This window comes from Burkholderia sp. AU30198 (assembly GCF_020419825.1).
Taxonomy (GTDB): Bacteria; Pseudomonadota; Gammaproteobacteria; order Burkholderiales; family Burkholderiaceae; genus Burkholderia.
On record NZ_JAIZSA010000014.1, the window covers coordinates 148017 to 168435 of the forward strand.

A 20419-nucleotide genomic window follows, 5' to 3' on the forward strand; every position below is an offset into this window, starting at 1 on the left:
TCAGAGCTCGGCTTTCAGTTGATTCAGCAGTTGGGCGTGGGCCGTTTGATCGACTTCGCGCTTCAGGATCTGCTCGGCGCCCTTCACGGCCAGCGTAGCGACTTCGCCACGCAGCGCTTCGCGCGCCTTCACGATTTGCTGTTCTGCTTCCGCCTTCGCCTGGGCGATGATGCGGGCGGCTTCAGCCTGGGCGTTGGACTTGATTTCCTCGGCGACCGCCTGGGCACGCTTTTCAGCGTCGGCGATGCGCTGCTGGCCGTCATTGCGGGCCTGCGCGAGTTCCTGGTCCACGCGCTTGTGCGCTGCGTCGAGTTCTGCCTTGCCCTTCTCGGCGGCGGCGAGGCCGTCGGCGATCTTCTTCGAACGTTCGTCGAGGGCGTTGATCAACGGCGGCCACACGAATTTCATCGTGAACCACGCGAGGACCAGGAACACGACCATTTGCGCAAACAGAGTTGCGTTGAGATTCACGGTGTTTCCTTATCTGCTATTCCGGAAAAATGAAACGGTAAGGCGCTCATCGAGTTGCATTCGATCAGCGCCCCAAGTCTCCGTTCCGCCCTGCGCCGGCTTGCGCCGGACGCATGTTTCCGAGAAACCTTAGCCTGCGACGAGCTTCGACAGGAGCGGGTTCGCGAACGCGAACAGCATTGCAACACCCACGCCGATCAGGAATGCCGCGTCGATCAGACCAGCCAGCAGGAACATCTTCGTTTGCAGCGGGTTGATGAGTTCCGGCTGACGTGCGCAGGCTTCGATGTACTTACCACCCATCAGTGCGATACCGATACAGGCGCCGATTGCACCCAGGCCGATGATGATGCCGATACCGATGGCGGTCAGACCCTGGATGTTGGCGATGTAAGCTTGCATGATCACTCCTTTGTGAAAAGACTTGGAACTGAGATTTAAAAAACTAAAACGGAAACTCTTTCTTGCACGCCGCGCTTAGTGCTTGTCGTGCGCCTGGCCGAGATACACCAGCGTCAGCATCATGAAAATGAATGCCTGCAACAGAACAATCAGGATGTGGAAGATTGCCCAGACGCTGCCCGCGATCACGTGGCCAACGAAGCCGAGGAACGTTGCGTCGCCACCGAAGCTCCACATGCTGCCGAGCAGGGCGATCAACAGGAACAACAGCTCACCCGCGTACATGTTGCCGAACAGCCGCATACCGAGGGAGACGGTCTTCGCGAGATATTCGACGATGTTGAGCGCGAGGTTCGGGATCCACAGCAGCGGGTGGGCGCCAAACGGTGCCGACAGCAGCTCATGCACAAAGCCGCCCGCGCCCTTGATCTTGATGCTGTAGTAGATCATCAGGACGAACACGCCGAGCGCGATGCCGAGCGTGCCGTTCAGGTCGGCCGTCGGGACGATGCGATGGTGGGAAATTACATTCGACAGACCGAGCAGCTCGATCACGCGGCCCGGCAGGTCGACCGGCAGGAAGTCGAGGGAGTTCATCAGCGTGACCCACACGAACACCGTGAGCGCGAGCGGAGCGATGAAGGTACGATTGCCGTGAACGATGGCCTTCGATTGGTCTTCGACCATCTCGACGAGCATCTCGATCGCGCACTGGAAACGGCCCGGCACGCCCGACGTCGCCTTGCGGGCGGCCAGACGCAGTACGAGGATCGTCACGATGCCGCAAACGATCGACCAGAACAGCGTGTCGAGATTCCAGACGTGGATGTCGAAAATCGACGTCTGATGCGAGGTGGAGAAATTCTGCAAGTGGTGCGCAATGTACTCGGACGGATCCGGACCGCGCGTGCCTTCGCTAGCTGCCATATCGTTAATGCCACCCAAATTGTCGAAAATCGTTTTGCCAGTTCCGCAACACGCTATTGCGGGAACGGGCCGGTGCGGTTCGTTGTCGAAACCGCACGCTGCTTGTTCCTTACCGCCAGGCCAGCGCGATCCAGTACGTCTTCAGCACGACGAGGTACGTGACGAGGAACGGTACCCAGTGCACGCCGGACCAGCCGAACGCCACTGCAGTGAACATCCCGATCGTCAGAGCGAGCTTCAGGGCTTCGCCCATCACCCAGCTCATCACGGTGGCCGAGCCACCTGCCTTCAGTCGTGCCACGAACACCGCACTGGGCACCCAGCCGATCGCTCCGCCCAGAAACGCGGATTGCGCAGCGGCGCCCGGCGACTTCGAAAACAGCCACCACGCCAGCGTTGCAACCAGGGACAGAACCACTTGCGCGAATACCACCTTATAGGGGGTCACGCGCGAGGGCTTGCTCACGTCCGGGCCGAACAGCTTTTCGGCTTCTACCCGTGTGAGCGGAACGATATTGTTTTCTTGCTGCTCGGCATCCCAGTCATCATCGAATTCGCGCCGCTCGCCGGCCGCTGAAGCGGTGCGTTGCGTGCGCTGATCATCGTGCCTGTCGTCCGGCGCCTGACCCGCCATCGCAATCTTCCGCAAAATCCTTGAACCCGGCCCCAAGCTTTCTGAAAGCTTTCAGGGGTGCCTAGCTAACAAATCCGGGCGATTGTAAGCGATAGTTGCAAGTGATTCAAGGCTTTAGACGCGACAAAAACCAGCGTAAAACGTCACCTCATGATGTGAAAAAACATGCGATTCGACGATGTACGATGACAGTTGTAAGGTCGCTTTTTTGCACCGGTATTTCTTGCTCGAAATAATCCGGCGTCGATGAAATGGCGAGGAAGCGATGCCCGGCGCGGGCGCTGGCGGGACGGCACGATCGGCACCCAATAACCACGCTGTGACGCGGCCCCGGGCTCGCGCTCCGCGCGAAACGCCGAGCAGACAAAACACTGTGGCCACCCACGCGCATCTGATGCGCGAAACCCGGGCCGACGCTGGCGCGCCGAATTATCCAATCAGTTGTCATGCCACCACAGTCGATCGACTGTGGATCGCCACACTTATCAACAGCCCCGCAACCAGCGCGAATGCTGTGCGCCCTCCCCGCCACCCGAATGGCACGCCTGTGCCGCATGAACCGGCATCGTTCAACCGTGAACGAGCAGCCACGCGCCGAGTGCCGCGCTCGCGAGCGCGAACGGAATCGAGACCAGGTGGAACGGTAGCCACATGCGCGGCTCCTTCGCGAGACGCACCGCGATCAGGTTCGCAAGCGAACCGATCGCGAAACCGAAACCGCCGACCGATACGCCGAATGCAAGCGCGCGCCAGTCACGCGTGAACTCCGACAGCAGGATCGCGGCCGGCACGTTGCTGATGCCCTGCGACAGCACGGCACCGGCCGCGAAGATGCGCAGCGGCGAGTCGAGACGTGCATGCGCAATCGCGTCATGGATGACGGGCAGCGCCGCCGCGCTGCGCAGCACGACGAACATCAGCACGAAGATCAGCAGCAGCAGCCAGTCGATCTTGAGGACTGCGTCACGTTTTATGGCAAGCAGCACGATCGCGACGGCAAGCAGGCCCGGCAGCGGATGATGCGCATCGGCGAGCAGCACGAATGCCGCGAACAGCACCGCCGCGATCAGCGCGTGCATGCGCTGGACGGGAATGGCGACGACGTCGCCGGACAGATCGAGCGGCTTCGCGCGAAACGCGCACGCGGTCAGCACGAGCAGCAGCGCCATCAGTGCGATCGCGAGCGGCCCGAGCGTCACCACGAAGCGGCCGAACGACACGCCGCTCAATTGCCACAGGAACAGATTCTGGGGATTGCCGAGCGGCGTCGCGACGGACCCCGCATTGACGGCCAGCGCGACGACGATCACGAGCCGCCGGAACGGCAGCGGCGTCAGCGCACGCAGCGACACCATCAACGGCACGACGACGAACAGCGCGACGTCGTTGGTGAGCCACATCGACAGCAACGCGGCGAACCCGACCAGCAGCATCGCGAGCCCGCGCTCGGAATGCACGTGGTGCACGATCCGGTGCGCGAGCCACATCAGGCAGCCGGACAACTCGAGCGCCTTGGTCAGCATCAACAGGCCCGCGAGCGTCGCGACCGTCTGCCAATCAACCCGATCGGCCAACACGGAAAATGGTTGCGGACGCACCCATTGCAGCACAATCAGCCCAAGCGCGAGCACCGATAGCACGGGCTCCTGCGCAAGCCACCCCAACCACCGGCGCGGCGCCGGTGTGCGCGTCTCCTCCATGCGCCCCGCCCTTTACTCTTCGGTTGCGACGTTGCCGCGCAATCGCACGAGAATGCCTTCGAGTGCGTCGAGGTTGCCGAAGTCGATCGTCACCTGCCCTCGCCCGCGGCGGGCGAGCTTGATCTTCACCGTCGACGCGAGCAGGTCAGACAACTCCTCCTCGAGACGGCGCGTATCGCGGCCGCCGTCGTCCTTCGCGCGCGCCTTCACCGCCGGCACTTCCTTCGTCGTGTGCGTGACGAGCTTCTCGGTCTCGCGCACCGACATGCGCTTGTTGACGACCTGATGGGCAAGCGTGATCTGCGTGGCCGCATCGACGGCGAGCAGCGCGCGTGCGTGCCCCATGTCGAGATCACCGGCCAGCAACATCGTCTGCACCGGCGAAGCCAGGTTCAGCAGGCGCAGCAGGTTCGACACCGCGCTGCGCGAACGGCCGACCGATTCGGCCGCCTGTTCGTGCGTGAAACCGAACTCGTCGAGCAGACGCTGGATACCGTGCGCCTCTTCAAGCGGGTTCAGATCCTCGCGCTGGATGTTCTCGATCAGCGCCATCGCCGCGGCGGCCTGATCCGACACATCCTTCACGAGCACCGGCACTTCATCGAGGCCCGCCAGGCGCGCCGCGCGGAAACGGCGCTCGCCCGCAATGATCTCGTATTTATCTGACGAAATAGGCCGTACCAGGATCGGCTGCATCACGCCCTGTGCGCGAATGCTTGCCGCAAGCTCCTGCAGGCTGCCTTCGTCCATCCGCGTCCGCGGCTGGTACTTGCCGGCCTGCAGCTTGCCGAGCGCGAGCGTGTTCGGTGCCCCTTCGATCTTCACCGCTTCGGTGATATCGGCACTGCCGCCGAGCAGCGCTTCGAGGCCACGTCCCAAGCCCTTCTTCTTTGGTACCGCGTTCATGTCTTTCTTCCTCGCTTCGCTCATGTCCGGATCACGACACCTCGAACGCGCGAACGCGCTCGATCATCTCGGCACCGAACTGGAGATACGCTTGCGCACCGCGCGAGCTGCGGTCGAACACGACGCCCGGCAGCCCGTAACTCGGCGCTTCCGCCAGGCGCACGTTGCGCGGAATCACCGCGTCGAATACCTTGTCGCCGAAGTGCGCTTTCAGTTGATCGGAGACTTGCTGCTGCAGCGTGATGCGCGGATCGAACATCACGCGCAGCAAGCCGATGATCTTCAGGTCGCGATTCATGTTCGCGTGAACCTGCTTGATCGTGTTGACGAGATCCGACAAGCCCTCCAGTGCGAAGTACTCGCACTGCATCGGGATCACGACGCCATGCGCCGCACACAGCCCGTTCAGCGTCAGCAGCGACAGCGTCGGCGGACAGTCGATCAGCACGAAATCGTAATCCTCGGCCACGTGCTCGAGTGCGGCCTTCAGCCGGCGCTCGCGATTGTCGATGCTGATCAGTTCGATCTCGGCACCGGACAGCTCGCGGTTCGCGGGCAGCACGTCATAGGTGACGCCTTCCGGGCGGATGCGCGCGTCGGTCACCGACACGCCGTCGATCAGCACCTCGTACACGGTCGCTTCGCAAGCAGCCTTGTCGATCCCGCTGCCCATCGTCGCGTTACCCTGCGGGTCGAGATCGATCAGCAGGACTCGTTGCTCCTGCGCTGCAAGGCTTGCGGCGAGATTGACCGATGTCGTCGTCTTGCCGACGCCCCCCTTCTGGTTCGCAACGCAGAAGATCTTTGCCATCGTTGGTGTGTTCCCTTTACCTTCAAACAAACGGCGCGCTACCGCGCGCCCGCCCTTCAATTCGCCTCGTCGACGGCTACCTCGATCAGATGCCGTTCGGCATCGAGCATCGGTACCGCCAACCGTATCGTCTGCTTGACGCGGCTGCCTTCCGGCAACCGCGCAATCTCGTCATCCGGATGGACGCCCTTCATTGCCCAGATCGATCCGCCCGGCGCGACCAGATGTCGAGCAAGTTTAACGAAGTCGGATAGATCCGCGAAAGCGCGGGATACGATCATGTCGAATTTTTCCGGCACTTCGATACCCGGCTGCAGCGATTCGACCCGCCCCGTGACCACCGACAGGTTCGCGAGCTTCAGCTCCGCGCGCATCTGAGTCTGGAATGCAGACTTCTTTTGCACGATATCGTTCAGCGTGATCTGCCAGTCCGGCTCGACGATCGCCAGCACGATACCGGGCAACCCGCCGCCCGAGCCAACGTCGAGCACGCGGGCCGATGCACGGCCACGCAGATGCGAGACGATGGAAAGCGAATCGAGGATGTGCTGGATCAGCATCTGCTTCGGGTCGCGGATCGCAGTCAGGTTGTAGACCGCGTTCCACTTGCCGAGCAGCGCGACGTAGTCGAGCAGCTGGTTACGTTGTGCATCCGTCAGAGCAAGGTCGAGCGCGGTCGTGCCTTCGACGAGCATCTCTTCCAGTACGTCCCGATTAACCGCCGGCGCGCGACGCGCCGTCATTGTTGCGTCGGGACGGTGCCGTCCCCCTGCTCCGTTGCCGCTTCGGCAGTGCCATTACGGCGGCCCAGGCCGCGGCGCTTCAGGTGCACCATCAGCAGCGAGATCGCCGCCGGCGTGACACCCGAGATACGCGACGCCTGCCCGATCGTTTCCGGCCGGAACTCGTTGAGCTTCTGGCTCACCTCGAACGACAGGCCGCGGACTTCGCGGTAATCGATGCCGTCCGGCAGACGCGTGTTCTCGTTCGCATCGTTGCGCTCGATCTCCGATGCCTGACGCTCGATATAGCCCTGATACTTGATGCCGATCTCGACCTGCTCCTTGATCTGCTCCAGCAGCACCGGATCGTCGGCCAGCGGCTCTGCGGGGCCGCATTCGCCGCCCTTCAGGCCGCACACGCCGTCGTAGCTGATACCCGGACGGCGCAGCAGCTCGGCGAGGCTGTATTCGTGATCGATCGCCTTGCCGAGCAGCGCGGTCGCCTCTTCCACCGGCAACGTCTTCGGCGTGACCCACGTCGACTTCAGGCGTTCGGTTTCACGTGAAACAGCGTCGCGCTTCCGGCTGAATGCGTCCCAGCGCGCATCGTCGACGAGCCCCAGTTCGCGGCCGACCTCGGTCAGGCGCATGTCCGCATTGTCTTCACGCAGGCTCAGGCGATACTCGGCGCGGCTCGTGAACATCCGGTACGGCTCGGCCACACCGCGCGTCACGAGATCGTCGACCAGCACGCCCAGGTAGGCCTGGTCACGGCGCGGGCACCATGCGTCCTTCTCCTGCACGTAGCGGCCCGCATTGAGGCCGGCCAGCAGCCCCTGCGCGGCCGCTTCTTCATAGCCGGTCGTCCCGTTGATCTGGCCCGCAAAGAACAGCCCGTTGATCGCCTTCGTCTCGAGCGACGCCTTCAGCGCGCGCGGGTCGAAGTAGTCGTACTCGATCGCGTAGCCGGGGCGCAGGATATGCGCGTTCTCGAGGCCGAGCATCGAGTGCACGAGCTCGAGCTGGACGTCGAACGGCAGGCTCGTCGAGATCCCGTTCGGGTAGAACTCGTTGGTCGTCAGCCCTTCCGGTTCCAGGAAGATCTGGTGCGACTCCTTCGATGCGAACCGGTGAATCTTGTCCTCGATCGACGGGCAGTAGCGCGGCCCGACGCCTTCGATCACGCCTGTATACATAGGCGAACGGTCGAGACCGCCACGAATGATGTCGTGCGTACGCTCGTTCGTGTGCGTGACCCAGCACGGCAGCTGTTGCGGATGCTGCTCCGCGCGGCCCAGGAACGAGAAAACGGGAATCGGATCGAGATCGCCCGGCTGTTCGGTCAGCTTCGAGAAATCGATCGAACGACCATCGATACGCGGCGGCGTACCGGTCTTCAGGCGGCCCTGCGGCAGCTTCAGCTCCTTCAGGCGCGACGACAGCGACACGGCCGCCGGATCGCCCGCGCGGCCGCCCGTGTAGTTGTTCAGGCCGACGTGGATCTTGCCGTCGAGGAACGTCCCGGCGGTCAGCACGACCGCGCGCGCGCGGAAGCGGATGCCGATCTGCGTGACGGCGCCCACCACGCGGTCGCCTTCGACCATCAGGTCGTCGACGGCCTGTTGGAACAGCCAGAGGTTCGGCTGATTCTCGAGCCGGTGGCGGATCGCGGCCTTGTACAGGATGCGATCCGCCTGCGCGCGCGTCGCGCGCACGGCCGGACCCTTCGACGAATTGAGGATCCGAAACTGAATACCGCTCTCGTCGGTCGCGGCTGCCATTGCGCCACCTAGCGCATCGACTTCCTTGACCAGATGGCCCTTGCCAATGCCGCCGATCGACGGATTGCAGCTCATCTGCCCAAGCGTTTCGATGTTATGGGTCAGCAGCAGTGTCTTTGCGCCCATACGGGCGGACGCCAGCGCGGCTTCGGTGCCGGCATGACCGCCACCGACGACGATGACGTCAAATTCTGTGGGAAAAAGCATGGTGGATTCCGTACGCAGGACTGCGCACGAACCTATCTGAGAAATGTATGGGCCGAATTATAGCGGGTTCGCTTTTCACCCGAATGCCGTCCGATTGGTAGGGTCTGTGCAATTCCGCGATTTTTCGGCGATGGACCAATGAATCTGTGGCTCAGAGCCCACTCCGGCAATGCTTCCGGCCCGCCCGACGCACATCGTTGTGCCTGTGCAGCGATCCATTTGTCCGGCAATTTCACATGGAACATACAACCCGTTCGACGCCTGTGCCCCACCCAACACCCCGGACGAAATACTCTGTGCGACCACACCCACCCTCTTCCTCACAGAATTTCCGTCGGTTCGCTAGACAGTTATCCCCTGTGACGCGGCACATCGTCGGCCTGTGGAACGAGTAGCCAGCTCCGAACGATAAACCGGATCGCCATCTGCACTGTGGATACCTCCACCCACCGCCACTGCACAGATCTTTTGACTGTTCCTCCGGTACTTATCCCCTGGTTGTTAACCGTCGATGTATCGGAGTCAGACCTCAATCCAAAAACAAAAACGGCGTGTTTCACGTGAAACACGCCGCCCGCTTCTCGCCAACCGCGCCACCGATCAAGCCGTTTTCTTCGCCAACCCAAGATACGTTTCGATCACGCGCGGATTCTGCGCGAGTTCGGCCGCCGGCCCTTCCAGCGCAAACTCGCCCGTCTCCAGCACATAGCCGTAGTCGGAGATCTGCAGCGCAGCCCGCGCGTTCTGCTCGATCAGCAGCGTCGCCACGCCCGTACCGCGCAACGCACTGATGATATGAAAGATCTCCTTCACGATCAGCGGCGCCAGCCCGAGGCTCGGCTCGTCGAGCATCAGCAGGTCAGGCTTACCCATCAGCGCGCGGCCAACCGCGAGCATCTGCCGCTCGCCTCCGGACAGCGTGCCGGCTGCCTGCTTGCGCCGCTCCTTCAGCCGCGGAAACAGTGCGAACACGTGATCGAGCTGATCGAGGAAGTTCGCTTCGCCAGCCTGCTTGCGCCGATACGCACCCAGCACGAGGTTGTCTTCGACCGTCATCGTGCTGAACAGCTCACGCTTTTCCGGCACGAGGCACATCCCGCGTGCGACGCGCTGCTCGACCGGCAATGCGCCAACGTCGTGACCGCGATACACGACCGCGCCCGACGCATGCCCGCTCACCGGCAGCGCGCCCATGATCGCGTTCAGCAGCGTTGATTTGCCGGCACCATTCGGGCCGATCACGCTGACGATCTGTCCCGCACCAACCTTGATCGCCGCGCCGTGCAGCGCCTCCACCTTCCCGTACCGGACTGCCAGCCCGCGCACGTCGAGAATCGGCATCGTCGTGTCCGTCATCACTCCACCCCGCCCAGATACGCTTCGAGCACCGCCGGATCCTGCTGCACGTCCTGCGGCAGCCCTTCCGCGATCCGCGTGCCGAACTCCATCACCACCAGCCGGTCGGTGAGATTCATCACGAAATCCATGTCGTGTTCCACGAGCAACACGCTCATGCCCTCCGTCTTCAGCCGGCGCAGCAGATCGGCGAGTTGCTGCTTCTCCTGGTAGCGCAGCCCGGCGGCCGGCTCGTCGAGCAGCAGCAGCGTCGGATCGCAGCACAGCGCCCGCGCGATTTCGAGAATCCGCTGCTGGCCGAGCGCGAGGCTGCCTGCTTCGTCGTACATGTGCTTTTCGAGCCCGACGCGGCGGATCTGCTGTGCGGCCTCGGCCAGCAACTGCGCTTCCTCATGGGCATTGAGCCGCGCGACGCTGCGCCACACGCCGGTATGACCACGCAGGTGCGCACCGATCGCGACGTTCTCGAGCACCGTCATCGCCGGCAACAGCTTCACGTGCTGGAACGTCCGGCCGATGCCGCGGCGGACGATCTGCCGCGATGTGAGCCCGTCGATGCGCTCGCCACGGAACGTGATCGTGCCGCCCGTCGGCTTCAGCACGCCCGTCACGAGGTTGAACGTGGTCGACTTGCCGGCGCCGTTCGGGCCGATCAGCCCGATGATCTGCCCCGCTTTCACGTTGAAGCTGACGTCGTTGACGGCCACGAGCCCGCCGAACTGCTTGCGCGCGTTGTCGACGACGAGCAGCGGCTCGCCGGCCGCCGGCTTCGCACGCTGCGGCAATGGATCGGCGTGCTCGGGCACATGCGCACGCGGCCCGCGCGGGAACAGTCTCGCGACGAACGGCCACACGCCCTGGCGCGCGTACTGCAGCAGCAGCACCATCAGCACGCCGAACACGATGATCTCGAAGTTGCCTTCCGACCCAAGCAGCTTCGGCAGCAGCGTCTGCAGGTAGTCCTGCAGCACGGTCAGGATCGCCGCGCCGAGCACCGCGCCCCATACGTGCGACACACCGCCGACCACGGCCATGAACAGGAACTCGATCCCGTGGTTCAGCCCGAACGGCGTCGGGTTCACCGCGCGCTGCAGGTGCGCGTACAGGAAGCCCGAGACGGCTGCGAGCACGGCCGCATAGACGAAGATCACGACGCGCATCCACGCGGTGTTCACGCCCATCGCCTCGGCCATCACGCCGCCGCCGCGCAGCGCGCGGATCGCGCGGCCCGGGCGGCTGTTCAGCAGGTTCTGCACCGACACGATCGCGGCCAGCACGACGGCCCAGATCAGGAAGTACAGGCTGCGGCCGCTTTCGAGTTCGATGCCGAACAGGTTCAGCGCCGGAATCCCGTTGATCCCGTCGTACTTGCCGAGCAACTCGAGGTTGCCGAACAGGTAGAACAGCGCGAGGCCCCACGCGATCGTGCCGAGCGGCAGGAAGTGCCCCGACAGCCGCATCGTGACCGCGCCGAGCACGAGCGCGACGAGCGCCGTCAGCACGACACCGACGATCAGCGCGAGCCACGGCGACACGCCGTAGCGCGTCGTCAGGAGCGCGGTCGCATACGCGCCGATGCCGACGAACGCGGCCTGCCCGAAGCTCGTCATCCCGCCGACGCCCGTGAGCAGCACGAGCCCGATCGCGACGATCGCGTAGAGGCCGATGTAGTTCAGCAGCGTGATCCAGTATTCCGGCACCTGCAGCGCGCCCGGCAGCACCGGCAGCGCGAACAGCACCACGAGAAACACCCAGAAGGTCTTGTTGCGTACCATCGTCTTCATCGTGTCACTCCTCTTCCTCTTCCGCGTGCGGCGTCGCGAAGCTCCGCCACAGCAGCACCGGAATGATCAGCGTGAACACGATCACCTCCTTGTAGGCGCTCGCCCAGAACGACGAATACGATTCGAGCACGCCGACGAGCAGCGAGCCGGCGGCCGCGAGCGGATAGCTGACGAGCCCGCCGATGATCGCGCCGACGAACCCCTTCAGGCCGATCAGGAAGCCCGAGTCGTAGTAGATCGTCGTCAGCGGGCCGACGAGGATCCCGGACAGCACGCCGAGCCCCGCCGCGAACGTGAACGCGAGCCGCCCTGCCTCGGTCGTGCCGATGCCGACGAGCCGCGCGCCGAGCCGGTTCACCGACGTCGCGCGCAGCGCCTTGCCGGCGATCGTGCGGCCGAAGTACACGTAGAGCGCGCCGATCAGCACGAGCGCCGTCACGACCACCAGGATGCTCTGCACCGACACGGTCATGCTGCCGATCGACAGCGACGCATCCGAGAAGCCGTTGGTGCGCGAGCCTTCCGCGCCGAACATCACGAGCCCGAGGCCGACCATCGCGAAGTGGACGGCGACCGACACGATCAGCAGCAGCAGCGTCGTGCCTTCGGCGATCGGCTGGTACACGAGCCGGTAGACGAACGGCCCCATCGGCACGACGATCGCGAGCGTCAGTGCGATCTGTGCGAGCATCGGCAGCGGCTGCGCGGCAAAGCTGCGTGTGATCGCGAACACTGCCAGCGGCAGCAGGACGTAGCGGCTGCCGAGTGTCGCGAGCGTGCGGCCGAGCTGATGGCGCCGTTCGCGATGCCGGATCAGGCCGCCGACTTCGAGCAGGAAGCACGCGATGCCCATCACGAACAGCAGCCAGCAGGTGGCGGGAAATTTCTGCGCCTGCAACGCGGCAAGCGTCAGCGCACCGTAGGCGACGAATTCGCCCTGGGGAATGAAGATCACCCGCGTGACGGAAAACACCAGTACGAGCGCCAGCGACAGCAATGCATATATGGCGCCGGTCGTAATGCCGTCTTGCGCGAGGATCGCCGCAATCGAGAGATCCATACGTTTCGTGTATCGAGAATGCTGCGGAGAAACGGAAGACAGGAAAGGCCGGGGTGCACGGGCCGCAAGATCGGCGCGTCGGGCGCCACGCGGCGAGCCCCGGTGGTTCCACACGACATGGACATGGGCACGGGCGCGGCCTGTCAGGCCCAGCGCCCTGCCGACGGCATGCACGGCGCCATCCGCGCCGCGCACGCCGGTTTCACGTGATGCTTACTCGGCCTGCAGCTTCCACTTGCCGTCGACGATCTGCACCATCACGCGCGCACGCGTGTCGAAGCCGTTGTGGTCGGTCGGCGTCATGTTGATCACGCCGTGCGACACGGGCAGGTCCTTCACGTTCTCGATCGACGCGCGCAGCGCCTCGCGGAACGCCTCGGTGCCCGGCTGGCCCTTCTTCAGCGCTTCCGGAATCGCACGCTGCAGCAGCAGCCCCGCATCCCACGCATGGCCCCCGAACGTCGCCAGCGAGCCCGCGCCGTACGCCTTCTCGTACGCGGCCTTGTAGCCGAGCGCCGGCTTCTTCACCGGATTCGAATCGGGCAGCTGGTCGGTCACGAGCACGGGGCCGGCCGGCAGGATCTCGCCTTCGCAGTCCTTGCCGCACACGCGCAGGAAGTCGTTGTTCGCGACGCCGTGCGTCTGGTACACCTTGCCCTTGTAGCCGCGCTCCTTCAGCGTCTTCGCCGGCAGCGCCGCCGGCGTGCCCGAGCCGGCGATCAGCACCGCATCGGGATTCGAGCCCATCAGCTTCAGCACCTGCCCCATCACCGACGCGTCGGTGCGGTTGTAGCGCTCGTTCGACACGACCTTCAGGCCGTTCTTCGCGGCCGCCGCGTTGAACGTGTTGTACCAGCTGTCGCCGTACGCATCGGCAAAGCCGATGAAGCCGACCGTCTTCACGCCGTGCTTCGCCATGTAGCCGGCGATCGCGTCGGCCATCAGCTGGTCGTTCTGCGGCACCTTGAACATCCACGCGCGCTTCGCATCCATCGGCGCGATGATCTGCGCGCTCGCCGCGAGCGAGATCGTCGGCGTCTTGCCCTGCGACACAGGGTCGAGCATCGCGAGCGAGTTCGGCGTGACGGACGAGCCGATGATCGCGTCGACGTGATCTTCATCGATCAGCTTGCGCACGTTCTGCACCGCGCGGCTCGTGTCGGATGCGTCGTCGAGCACGATGTACTGCACGCTCTTGCCCGCGATTTCCTTCGGCAGCAGCGCGATCGTGTTCTTTTCCGGAATCCCGAGCGACGCGGCCGGCCCGGTGGCCGACAGCGTCACGCCGATCTTCACCTGTGCCGACGCCGTTGCCGCCGCACACACGAGGCCCGCGGCGAGCACGGCCTCCATCCATCGATTCATCTTCATTTACGTTGTCTCCAAACGCTGCTCGAAAAAGCCACGGGTCGCTCGGGCGGCTCCCGGTCCCCAAAAACAAGTTAATAATTTAACTATCTCGCCCGGCCACGCCTACGCTCGTTTTCCCGTGAAACGCCGCACCCGCGACGGCGCCCGGACGGCACCGCGCACGCATGCGCCGCCTGCCGGTCGAAACGGTCGTTCGACCGTCACGATGCGCAGCAGCGGTGTCGTCTGGATGAAGGAAGCGGAGAAAGGCGGAATCGTGCGGGCGCTCGATGCATGCGCAACGGTCAGGGAAACGCGCGTCGATCCGGCCTGATGCGGCCCGGCCCGCGACGGGCGCACGATCGGGAAGCCGGCCGCTCATGCGCGTGCAGAGGTGAAGTCCGATACGGATGCGCACGCAACGACCGGCGACGGCGCCGGAGCGCGTCTACAGCCCGCAGAACGGCTCGGAAAGGCCACGGCGACATTCGGCCCACCCCACGACGAACGAACGGCACCAGCCGCCCTTCCTGCCCCGATCCATCGTCCTGCGCTGCTCATCCAACCGTACTCCCTCTTCTGCATTCTGCTTGTAGGAGAACTGCCGACCGATTTTCCCGACCGTGCGGTCGGCGAAAGCTGAGTGTAACGGACGCGTTTTGCGCACGCCAACCGGGTTAGCCCGAACGGCCAGCGCACGGCTGCGTATCGTCTGCGAACGAATCGTGGGAAAGCGGAAAACGGGAAAAACGGGGGGACGCGGCGAAGCGTGAAAGAAGCGCGGTGCGAACGCAAGCGCGAAATGCGGCCACTGCGCCGGCCGATGCACCATCAACGCAAATCCGTGCACGCAAATGAAAAAGCGCTGTTGGATTCCGTCCAACAGCGCTTTGGGGTCCGGGCACTTTGTGCCTCGATTGTCTCCTCGTTCTCCACCTGCAAATTCGTTTCGCGGTGCATCAGAACTAGGACGAAGATTAAAGGACCTTTCACACTGCGACAACTTAGCATTTACCCCTATGGTGCATCGCCGCACGAAAATGGGGCACCAGCCGACCGCACGGCGCCGGCCCGAGCACGCTGCGACGCCCTTCCGGAACATGCCCGATGGTGCTTCGCATCAACGCCCGGTGACGCGCGCCGCACGCTTTCAGGACGCCCTGAGCGGCTTGATCCGCGCGACCATCTCGCCGACGATCCCGCGCCGGAACGCGAGCACGCACGCGATGAAGATCAGCCCCGTGACGATCGTCGCCGATTCGCCGAGTGAATGGAACCACGCGACGCCCGTGGTCGATGCAAGCCATTCGCCGATGTCGCCGAGCCGGTCTTCCAGCGCAACGATCAGCGCCGCGCCCAGCAGCGGGCCGAACAGCGTGCCCATCCCGCCGACGAGCGTCATCAGCACGACGAGGCCCGACATCGTCCAGTACGCGTCCGACAGCGTCTCGAAGCCGAGCACGAGCACCTTCAGCGAACCGGCCAGCCCCGCGATGCCCGCCGACAGGATGAACGCGAGCAGCTTGAAGCGGTCGGTGTCGTAGCCGAGCGAGATCGCGCGCGCTTCGTTCTCCTTGATCGCGACGAGCACCTGGCCGAACGGCGAATGCACAACCCGCACGATGAATGCGCACGCAGCCACCACCACGGCCAGCACGACGTAGTACAGCGCGACGTCGTTCGACAGGTCGAGCAGCCCGAACAGGTGGCCGCGCGGCACGCCCTGCAGGCCGTCCTCGCCGTGCGTGAACGGCGCCTGCAGGTAGATGAAGTAGACCATCTGCGCGAACGCGAGCGTGATCATCGCGAAATAGATGCCCTGCCGCCGGATCGCGAACAGCCCGACGACGAGCCCGAGCAGCGTCGCGGCAACGGTACCGACGAGCACGCCGAGCTCCGGCGTGAAACCGAGCGTCTGCATCGAATAACCGGTCGCATAGCCGGCGGTCGCGAGGAACATCGCATGGCCGAACGACAGCAGCCCCGTATAGCCGATCAGCAGGTTGAACGCCGCCGCGAACAGCGCGAACGTGAGCACCTTCATCACGAACACCGGGTACGCGCCGATGAACGGCGCGGCGAGCAGTGCGGCGAGCAGCACGCCGTAGAGCACTTTTCTCTGCATCATTTTTCCTTGCCGAAGAGGCCCGCCGGGCGGAACAGCAGCACGATCGCCATGATCACGAACACGACGGTGGCCGACGCTTCGGGGTAGAACACGCGCGTGAAACCCTCGATCACGCCGAGCAGCAGGCCCGTGACGATCGAGCCGAGGATCGAGCCCATCCCGCCGATCACGACCACCGCGAACACGGTGATGATCATCGGCTGGCCCATCAGCGGCGACACCTGGATCACCGGCGCGGCCAGCACGCCCGCGAACGCGGCGAGTGCGACGCCGAAGCCGTAGGTGAGCGTGATCATCATCGGCACGTTCACGCCGAACGCCTCGACGAGCTTCGGGTTCTCGGTGCCCGCGCGCAGGTAGGCGCCCAGGCGCGTCTTCTCGATCACGAACCAGGTCGCGAGACACACCGCGAGCGATGCGACGACCACCCACGCGCGGTAGTTCGGCAGGAACATGAAGCCGAGGTTGGTCGCGCCGGACAGCTGCGACGGCACGTCGTACGGCTGGCCCGACGATCCGTAGATCGACCGGAACACGCCTTCGACGACCAGCGTGAGCCCGAACGTGAGCAGCAGCCCGTACAGGTGATCGAGCTTGTACAGCCAGCGCAGCATCGAGCGCTCGATCACGATCCCGAACGCGCCGACCACCAGCGGCGCGATCACGAGCATCGCCCAGTATGGCAGCCCGAAATACGACAGGCCCATCCACGCGAGCATCGCGCCCAGCATGAACAACGCGCCGTGCGCGAAGTTGATCACGTTGAGCAGCCCGAAGATCACCGCGAGCCCGAGGCTCAGGATCGCGTAGAACGAGCCGTTGACGAGCCCGAGCAGCAACTGGCTCAGCATCGCCGGCAACGGAATGCCAAAGATTTCCATCGACTTAGCCGTCAGAATGAGTTTCGTTGCGTGCGCAACCTTCATGCGTTGCGTACGCGGGCGGCGCAGCGGGCACATCGCTGCAGCCGCCACCGAACGGCGCGCCCGCGCGCGCCGCTACGCCCTGCTTACTTCCACAACGCGCAGCGCGTCTCCTGCTTGGTCCCGAACGCCTGTTCGCCCGGAATCGTCGCGAGCACCTTGTAGTAATCCCACGGCTCCTTCGATTCCGACGGCTTCTTCACTTCCATCAGGTACATGTCGTGGATCATGCTGCCGTCCGTGCGGATGTAGCCCTTCGCGTAGAAGTCGTTGATCTTGATCTTCTTCAGCTCGGCCATCACCTTGTCGGAGTCGGTCGTGCCGGCGGCCTGCACGGCCTTCAGGTAGGTCGTCACCGACGAGTAGTCAGCTGCCTGCAGGCTCGACGGCATCTTCTTCATCTTGCCGAAGTAGCGCTGCGCCCACTGGCGCGACGCCGCGTCGCGGTTCCAGTACCAGCTGTCGGTCAGCACGAGGCCCTGCGTCGTCTCGAGGCCGAGGCTGTGCACGTCGTCGATGAACATCAGCAGCGCGGCGAGCTTCATCGACTTCGTGATGCCGAACTCCTTCGCGGCCTTGATCGCGTTGATCGTGTCGCCGCCCGCGTTCGCGAGGCCAAGGATCTGTGCCTTCGACGATTGCGCCTGCAACAGGAACGACGAGAAATCCGATGCCGACAGCGGGTGGCGCACCGCGCCGAGCACCTGGCCGCCGTTTGCCTTCACGACATCCGACGTGTTCTTCTCGAGCGCCTTGCCGAACGCGTAGTCGGCGGTCAGGAAGAACCACGTCTTGCCGCCCTGCTTCACCACCGCCGAACCGGTGCCCTTCGCGAGCGCCATCGTGTCGTACGCGTAGTGGACCGTGTACGGCGTGCACTGCTCGTTGGTCAGCGTGTCGGCGCCCGCGCCGATGTTGATGTAGACCTTCTTCTTCTCGCCCGCGACCTGGTTCATCGACAGCGCGGTGGCGGAGTTCGTGCCGCCGACCAGCAGGTCGAGCCCGCCGCGGTCCATCCATTCGCGTGCCTTCGACGCGGCGATGTCGGCCTTGTTCTGGTGATCGGCGTAGACGACCTCGATCGGCTTGCCGAGCACCTTGCCGCCGAAATCGGCAACTGCCATGCGGATCGCTTCGAGGCCGCCCTGCCCGTCGATATCCGCGTAAAGCCCCGACATGTCGGTGATGAAGCCGATCTTCACGGTATCCGCGGCCTGCGCGGCGCCGGCGGTGAACGCGGCAGTCGCGAGCGCGAGACAGGCGTGTGCGAGGGTCTTCATTTTCATTGACGTCTCCTGTTGTTCTGATGCGTTGTGGTTGTTCGAAGCCGCCACGGCTAGCGGCAAGAGAGACGGGGCGGCGTCACACCCCGAGCAGGTCGTGCAGGGTCGGCATCTTGCTTTCCAGTTCGGCCGCCTGGAAATGTTCGACGATGCTGCCGTGCTCCATCACGTAGAACCGGTCGGCGAGCGGCGCGGCGAAGCGGAAATTCTGTTCGACCATCACGATCGTGTAGCCGCGTGCCTTCAGCGCGACGATCATCCGCGCGAGCGTCTGCACGATCACCGGTGCGAGGCCTTCGGAGATCTCGTCGAGCAGCAGCAGGTTCGCGCCGGTGCGCAGGATCCGCGCGACCGCGAGCATCTGCTGCTCACCGCCGGACAATCGCGTGCCCTGGCTCTGCCGGCGCGACGCGAGGTTCGGGAACATCGTGTAGATCTCGTCGATCGACATCGCGTGGTCGCGCGGCCCGATCGGCGGCGGCAGCATCAGGTTCTCCTCGCACGACAGGCTCGAGAAGATCCCGCGCTCCTCCGGGCAGTAGCCGACGCCGAAATGCGCGATGCGGTGCGTCGCGAGGCCGATCGTCTCGTTGCCCGCGACCTTGATCGACCCGCTGCGGCGGCCCGTGAGGCCCATGATCGCGCGCAGCGTCGTCGTGCGGCCCGCGCCGTTGCGGCCGAGCAGCGTGACGACTTCACCGCGATGCACCGTCAGGTCGACACCGTGCAATATGTGGGATTCCCCGTACCAGGCCTCCAGGCCCGTGATCTCCAGCGCGGGCGTACCGCTTTCGACGCCGCTCAATTCGCGTTCCTCCCGTTCGCTGTGCTTCATGCGTGCGCCCCCGCGAGCGCCGCGTCGGCGCTGCCCATGTAGGCCTCGATGACGAGCGGATTCTTCGACACTTCCGCATACGAGCCTTCGGCCAGCACCTCGCCGCGTTGCAGGACGGTGATCGTGTCGGAGATGCCCGCGATCACGTTCATGTTGTGCTCCACCATCAGGATCGTGCGGCCGCTCGCGACCTTCTTGATCAGCGCGGTCACGCGGTCGACGTCCTCGTGGCCCATCCCCTGCGTGGGTTCGTCGAGCAGCATCAGTTCGGGCTCCATCGCAAGCGTGGTCGCAATCTCCAGCGCGCGCTTGCGGCCGTATGCGAGCTCGACGGTCGGCACCTGCGCGAAATCGGTGAGGCCGACCTGCGTGAGCAGATCCATCGCGCGGTCGTCGAGCCGCTTCAGCGTGCGTTCGCTGCGCCAGAAATGGAATTCGGTGCCAAGCGCGCGCTGCAGGCCGATGCGCACGTTCTGCAGCGCGGTCAGGTGCGGGAACACGGCCGAGATCTGGAACGAGCGGATGATGCCGCGCCGCGCCACCTGCGCGGGCCGCTCGTCGGTGATGTCGATCCCGTTGAAGACGATCTGGCCGGCCGTCGGCGTCAGGAACTTGGTGAGGAGGTTGAAGCAGGTGGTCTTGCCCGCGCCGTTCGGTCCGATCAACGCATGGATCGCACCGCGACGCACACGCAGGTTCACGCCGTTGACGGCCGTGAAGCCCCTGAATTCCTTGGTCAGTCCGCGTGTTTCCAGAATCGTGTCGCCGAGAATCATGTTCCCTTCCGTACGAAGTCAGGCGAAGCACCGGGAAAGTTCGCGAGAAGCGTCCGCGAAACAGGTCAGCGGATGAGCGGGCTGCCCCGGGCGCCGTGTTACGCCTCGAGGGTGGTCTCCCGCGCCGACGCGTATGCACACTGCGCCACATTGTCTCGCCGTTGGTGCAGTGCAATCATCGGGATTTGCACTTATAGGGCTGGCCGCCATGTCGCGCGCGGCTGTGCACGATTTTTCACCCCGTTTTTTTGACACGTGCATCATCATCCGTTGACCATTTGCACGGCCCGGCACGCACGCAACAAAAAAGCCGTGCGGCTGCACGGCTTGCATGGATCTTGCCGGCTAACCGATGCAATCGAC

Annotated in this window: 19 protein-coding genes; 1 reads left to right on the forward strand and 18 read right to left on the reverse strand. The window is 64.3% G+C overall.

What is annotated here, in order from left to right:
• From LGN19_RS27380 to LGN19_RS27440, 13 genes are all read right to left on the reverse strand, one after another.
• Positions 1 to 471 carry a F0F1 ATP synthase subunit B gene (locus LGN19_RS27380; RefSeq protein WP_011350523.1) on the reverse strand — a complete coding sequence of 157 codons (471 nt, stop codon included), beginning with the start codon at positions 469 to 471 and terminating at the stop codon, positions 1 to 3.
• A 129-nt stretch (positions 472 to 600) separates the two neighbouring features.
• The gene (gene atpE / locus LGN19_RS27385; protein WP_021160442.1) at positions 601 to 873 is read right to left on the reverse strand and encodes a F0F1 ATP synthase subunit C; all 273 of its coding nucleotides are present in this window, start codon (positions 871 to 873) and stop codon (positions 601 to 603) included.
• 75 nt (positions 874 to 948) lie between these two features.
• A complete protein-coding gene (gene atpB, locus LGN19_RS27390) occupies positions 949 to 1800 on the reverse strand; it encodes a F0F1 ATP synthase subunit A (protein ID WP_226218168.1) in 852 nt (283 codons plus the stop codon).
• Positions 1801 to 1909: 109 nt separating this feature from the next.
• On the reverse strand, positions 1910 to 2434 hold the full coding sequence (locus LGN19_RS27395; protein WP_174960087.1) for an ATP synthase subunit I: 525 nt from the start codon (positions 2432 to 2434) through the stop codon (positions 1910 to 1912).
• Positions 2435 to 3003: 569 nt separating this feature from the next.
• Positions 3004 to 4134 (reverse strand): SLC13 family permease, encoded by a 1131-nt coding sequence (locus LGN19_RS27400; protein ID WP_226218171.1) that lies wholly within the window; start codon positions 4132 to 4134, stop codon positions 3004 to 3006.
• 12 nt (positions 4135 to 4146) lie between these two features.
• Positions 4147 to 5040 (reverse strand): ParB/RepB/Spo0J family partition protein, encoded by an 894-nt coding sequence (locus LGN19_RS27405; RefSeq protein ID WP_226218172.1) that lies wholly within the window; start codon positions 5038 to 5040, stop codon positions 4147 to 4149.
• Between the two features lie 31 nt (positions 5041 to 5071).
• Positions 5072 to 5851 (reverse strand): ParA family protein, encoded by a 780-nt coding sequence (locus LGN19_RS27410; protein ID WP_226218174.1) that lies wholly within the window; start codon positions 5849 to 5851, stop codon positions 5072 to 5074.
• 56 nt (positions 5852 to 5907) lie between these two features.
• Entirely contained in the window at positions 5908 to 6594 is a 687-nt protein-coding gene (gene rsmG, locus LGN19_RS27415) for a 16S rRNA (guanine(527)-N(7))-methyltransferase RsmG (RefSeq protein ID WP_226218176.1), read from the reverse strand.
• Positions 6591 to 8561: a tRNA uridine-5-carboxymethylaminomethyl(34) synthesis enzyme MnmG gene (gene mnmG / locus LGN19_RS27420; protein ID WP_226218179.1), complete on the reverse strand. Its 1971-nt coding sequence runs from the start codon at positions 8559 to 8561 to the stop codon at positions 6591 to 6593. Before mnmG ends, rsmG begins: the two co-directional genes overlap by 4 nt.
• 600 nt (positions 8562 to 9161) lie before the next feature.
• A complete protein-coding gene (locus LGN19_RS27425) occupies positions 9162 to 9917 on the reverse strand; it encodes an ABC transporter ATP-binding protein (protein ID WP_122944067.1) in 756 nt (251 codons plus the stop codon).
• Complete coding sequence (locus LGN19_RS27430; RefSeq protein WP_226218182.1) at positions 9917 to 11701, reverse strand: ABC transporter permease subunit; 1785 nt, start codon at positions 11699 to 11701, stop codon at positions 9917 to 9919. The genes LGN19_RS27425 and LGN19_RS27430 overlap by 1 nt, the downstream gene beginning before the upstream one ends.
• 4 nt (positions 11702 to 11705) lie before the next feature.
• Positions 11706 to 12761 carry a branched-chain amino acid ABC transporter permease gene (locus LGN19_RS27435; protein ID WP_043184875.1) on the reverse strand — a complete coding sequence of 352 codons (1056 nt, stop codon included), beginning with the start codon at positions 12759 to 12761 and terminating at the stop codon, positions 11706 to 11708.
• A gap of 213 nt (positions 12762 to 12974) precedes the next feature.
• Positions 12975 to 14132 carry an ABC transporter substrate-binding protein gene (locus tag LGN19_RS27440; protein ID WP_122944063.1) on the reverse strand — a complete coding sequence of 386 codons (1158 nt, stop codon included), beginning with the start codon at positions 14130 to 14132 and terminating at the stop codon, positions 12975 to 12977.
• Positions 14133 to 14250: 118 nt separating this feature from the next.
• Here LGN19_RS27440 and LGN19_RS27445 point away from each other — a divergent pair, with 118 nt between their 5' ends.
• Positions 14251 to 14445 (forward strand): hypothetical protein, encoded by a 195-nt coding sequence (locus tag LGN19_RS27445; protein ID WP_226218183.1) that lies wholly within the window; start codon positions 14251 to 14253, stop codon positions 14443 to 14445.
• An 816-nt stretch (positions 14446 to 15261) separates the two neighbouring features.
• Here LGN19_RS27445 and LGN19_RS27450 read toward each other — a convergent pair.
• From LGN19_RS27450 to LGN19_RS27470, 5 genes are all read right to left on the reverse strand, one after another.
• Positions 15262 to 16236 (reverse strand): branched-chain amino acid ABC transporter permease, encoded by a 975-nt coding sequence (locus tag LGN19_RS27450; RefSeq protein ID WP_039351467.1) that lies wholly within the window; start codon positions 16234 to 16236, stop codon positions 15262 to 15264.
• Positions 16236 to 17120 carry a branched-chain amino acid ABC transporter permease gene (locus LGN19_RS27455; RefSeq protein WP_122944059.1) on the reverse strand — a complete coding sequence of 295 codons (885 nt, stop codon included), beginning with the start codon at positions 17118 to 17120 and terminating at the stop codon, positions 16236 to 16238. The genes LGN19_RS27450 and LGN19_RS27455 overlap by 1 nt, the downstream gene beginning before the upstream one ends.
• Before the next feature lie 128 nt (positions 17121 to 17248).
• Positions 17249 to 18448 carry an ABC transporter substrate-binding protein gene (locus tag LGN19_RS27460; protein ID WP_226218186.1) on the reverse strand — a complete coding sequence of 400 codons (1200 nt, stop codon included), beginning with the start codon at positions 18446 to 18448 and terminating at the stop codon, positions 17249 to 17251.
• Between the two features lie 76 nt (positions 18449 to 18524).
• Positions 18525 to 19280: an ABC transporter ATP-binding protein gene (locus LGN19_RS27465; protein ID WP_122944057.1), complete on the reverse strand. Its 756-nt coding sequence runs from the start codon at positions 19278 to 19280 to the stop codon at positions 18525 to 18527.
• Positions 19277 to 20056 carry an ABC transporter ATP-binding protein gene (locus LGN19_RS27470; RefSeq protein ID WP_021160426.1) on the reverse strand — a complete coding sequence of 260 codons (780 nt, stop codon included), beginning with the start codon at positions 20054 to 20056 and terminating at the stop codon, positions 19277 to 19279. Before LGN19_RS27470 ends, LGN19_RS27465 begins: the two co-directional genes overlap by 4 nt.
• Positions 20057 to 20419: the final 363 nt, after the last annotated feature.

What these genes read in the sequence shown, in the direction of transcription:
- atpB (WP_226218168.1), bottom strand. Translation starts at nt 1,800, where the DNA reads ATGGCAGCTAGCGAAGGCACGCGCGGTCCGGATCCGTCCGAGTACATT.
- mnmG (WP_226218179.1), bottom strand. Translation starts at nt 8,561, where the DNA reads ATGCTTTTTCCCACAGAATTTGACGTCATCGTCGTCGGTGGCGGTCAT.
- LGN19_RS27450 (WP_039351467.1), bottom strand. Translation starts at nt 16,236, where the DNA reads ATGCAGAGAAAAGTGCTCTACGGCGTGCTGCTCGCCGCACTGCTCGCC.
- LGN19_RS27430 (WP_226218182.1), bottom strand. Translation starts at nt 11,701, where the DNA reads ATGAAGACGATGGTACGCAACAAGACCTTCTGGGTGTTTCTCGTGGTG.
- rsmG (WP_226218176.1), bottom strand. Translation starts at nt 6,594, where the DNA reads ATGACGGCGCGTCGCGCGCCGGCGGTTAATCGGGACGTACTGGAAGAG.
- LGN19_RS27440 (WP_122944063.1), bottom strand. Translation starts at nt 14,132, where the DNA reads ATGAAGATGAATCGATGGATGGAGGCCGTGCTCGCCGCGGGCCTCGTG.
- LGN19_RS27395 (WP_174960087.1), bottom strand. Translation starts at nt 2,434, where the DNA reads ATGGCGGGTCAGGCGCCGGACGACAGGCACGATGATCAGCGCACGCAA.
- LGN19_RS27465 (WP_122944057.1), bottom strand. Translation starts at nt 19,280, where the DNA reads ATGAAGCACAGCGAACGGGAGGAACGCGAATTGAGCGGCGTCGAAAGC.
- LGN19_RS27435 (WP_043184875.1), bottom strand. Translation starts at nt 12,761, where the DNA reads ATGGATCTCTCGATTGCGGCGATCCTCGCGCAAGACGGCATTACGACC.
- LGN19_RS27400 (WP_226218171.1), bottom strand. Translation starts at nt 4,134, where the DNA reads ATGGAGGAGACGCGCACACCGGCGCCGCGCCGGTGGTTGGGGTGGCTT.
- LGN19_RS27455 (WP_122944059.1), bottom strand. Translation starts at nt 17,120, where the DNA reads ATGGAAATCTTTGGCATTCCGTTGCCGGCGATGCTGAGCCAGTTGCTG.
- atpE (WP_021160442.1), bottom strand. Translation starts at nt 873, where the DNA reads ATGCAAGCTTACATCGCCAACATCCAGGGTCTGACCGCCATCGGTATC.
- LGN19_RS27405 (WP_226218172.1), bottom strand. Translation starts at nt 5,040, where the DNA reads ATGAACGCGGTACCAAAGAAGAAGGGCTTGGGACGTGGCCTCGAAGCG.
- LGN19_RS27470 (WP_021160426.1), bottom strand. Translation starts at nt 20,056, where the DNA reads ATGATTCTCGGCGACACGATTCTGGAAACACGCGGACTGACCAAGGAA.
- LGN19_RS27425 (WP_122944067.1), bottom strand. Translation starts at nt 9,917, where the DNA reads ATGACGGACACGACGATGCCGATTCTCGACGTGCGCGGGCTGGCAGTC.
- LGN19_RS27410 (WP_226218174.1), bottom strand. Translation starts at nt 5,851, where the DNA reads ATGGCAAAGATCTTCTGCGTTGCGAACCAGAAGGGGGGCGTCGGCAAG.
- LGN19_RS27460 (WP_226218186.1), bottom strand. Translation starts at nt 18,448, where the DNA reads ATGAAAATGAAGACCCTCGCACACGCCTGTCTCGCGCTCGCGACTGCC.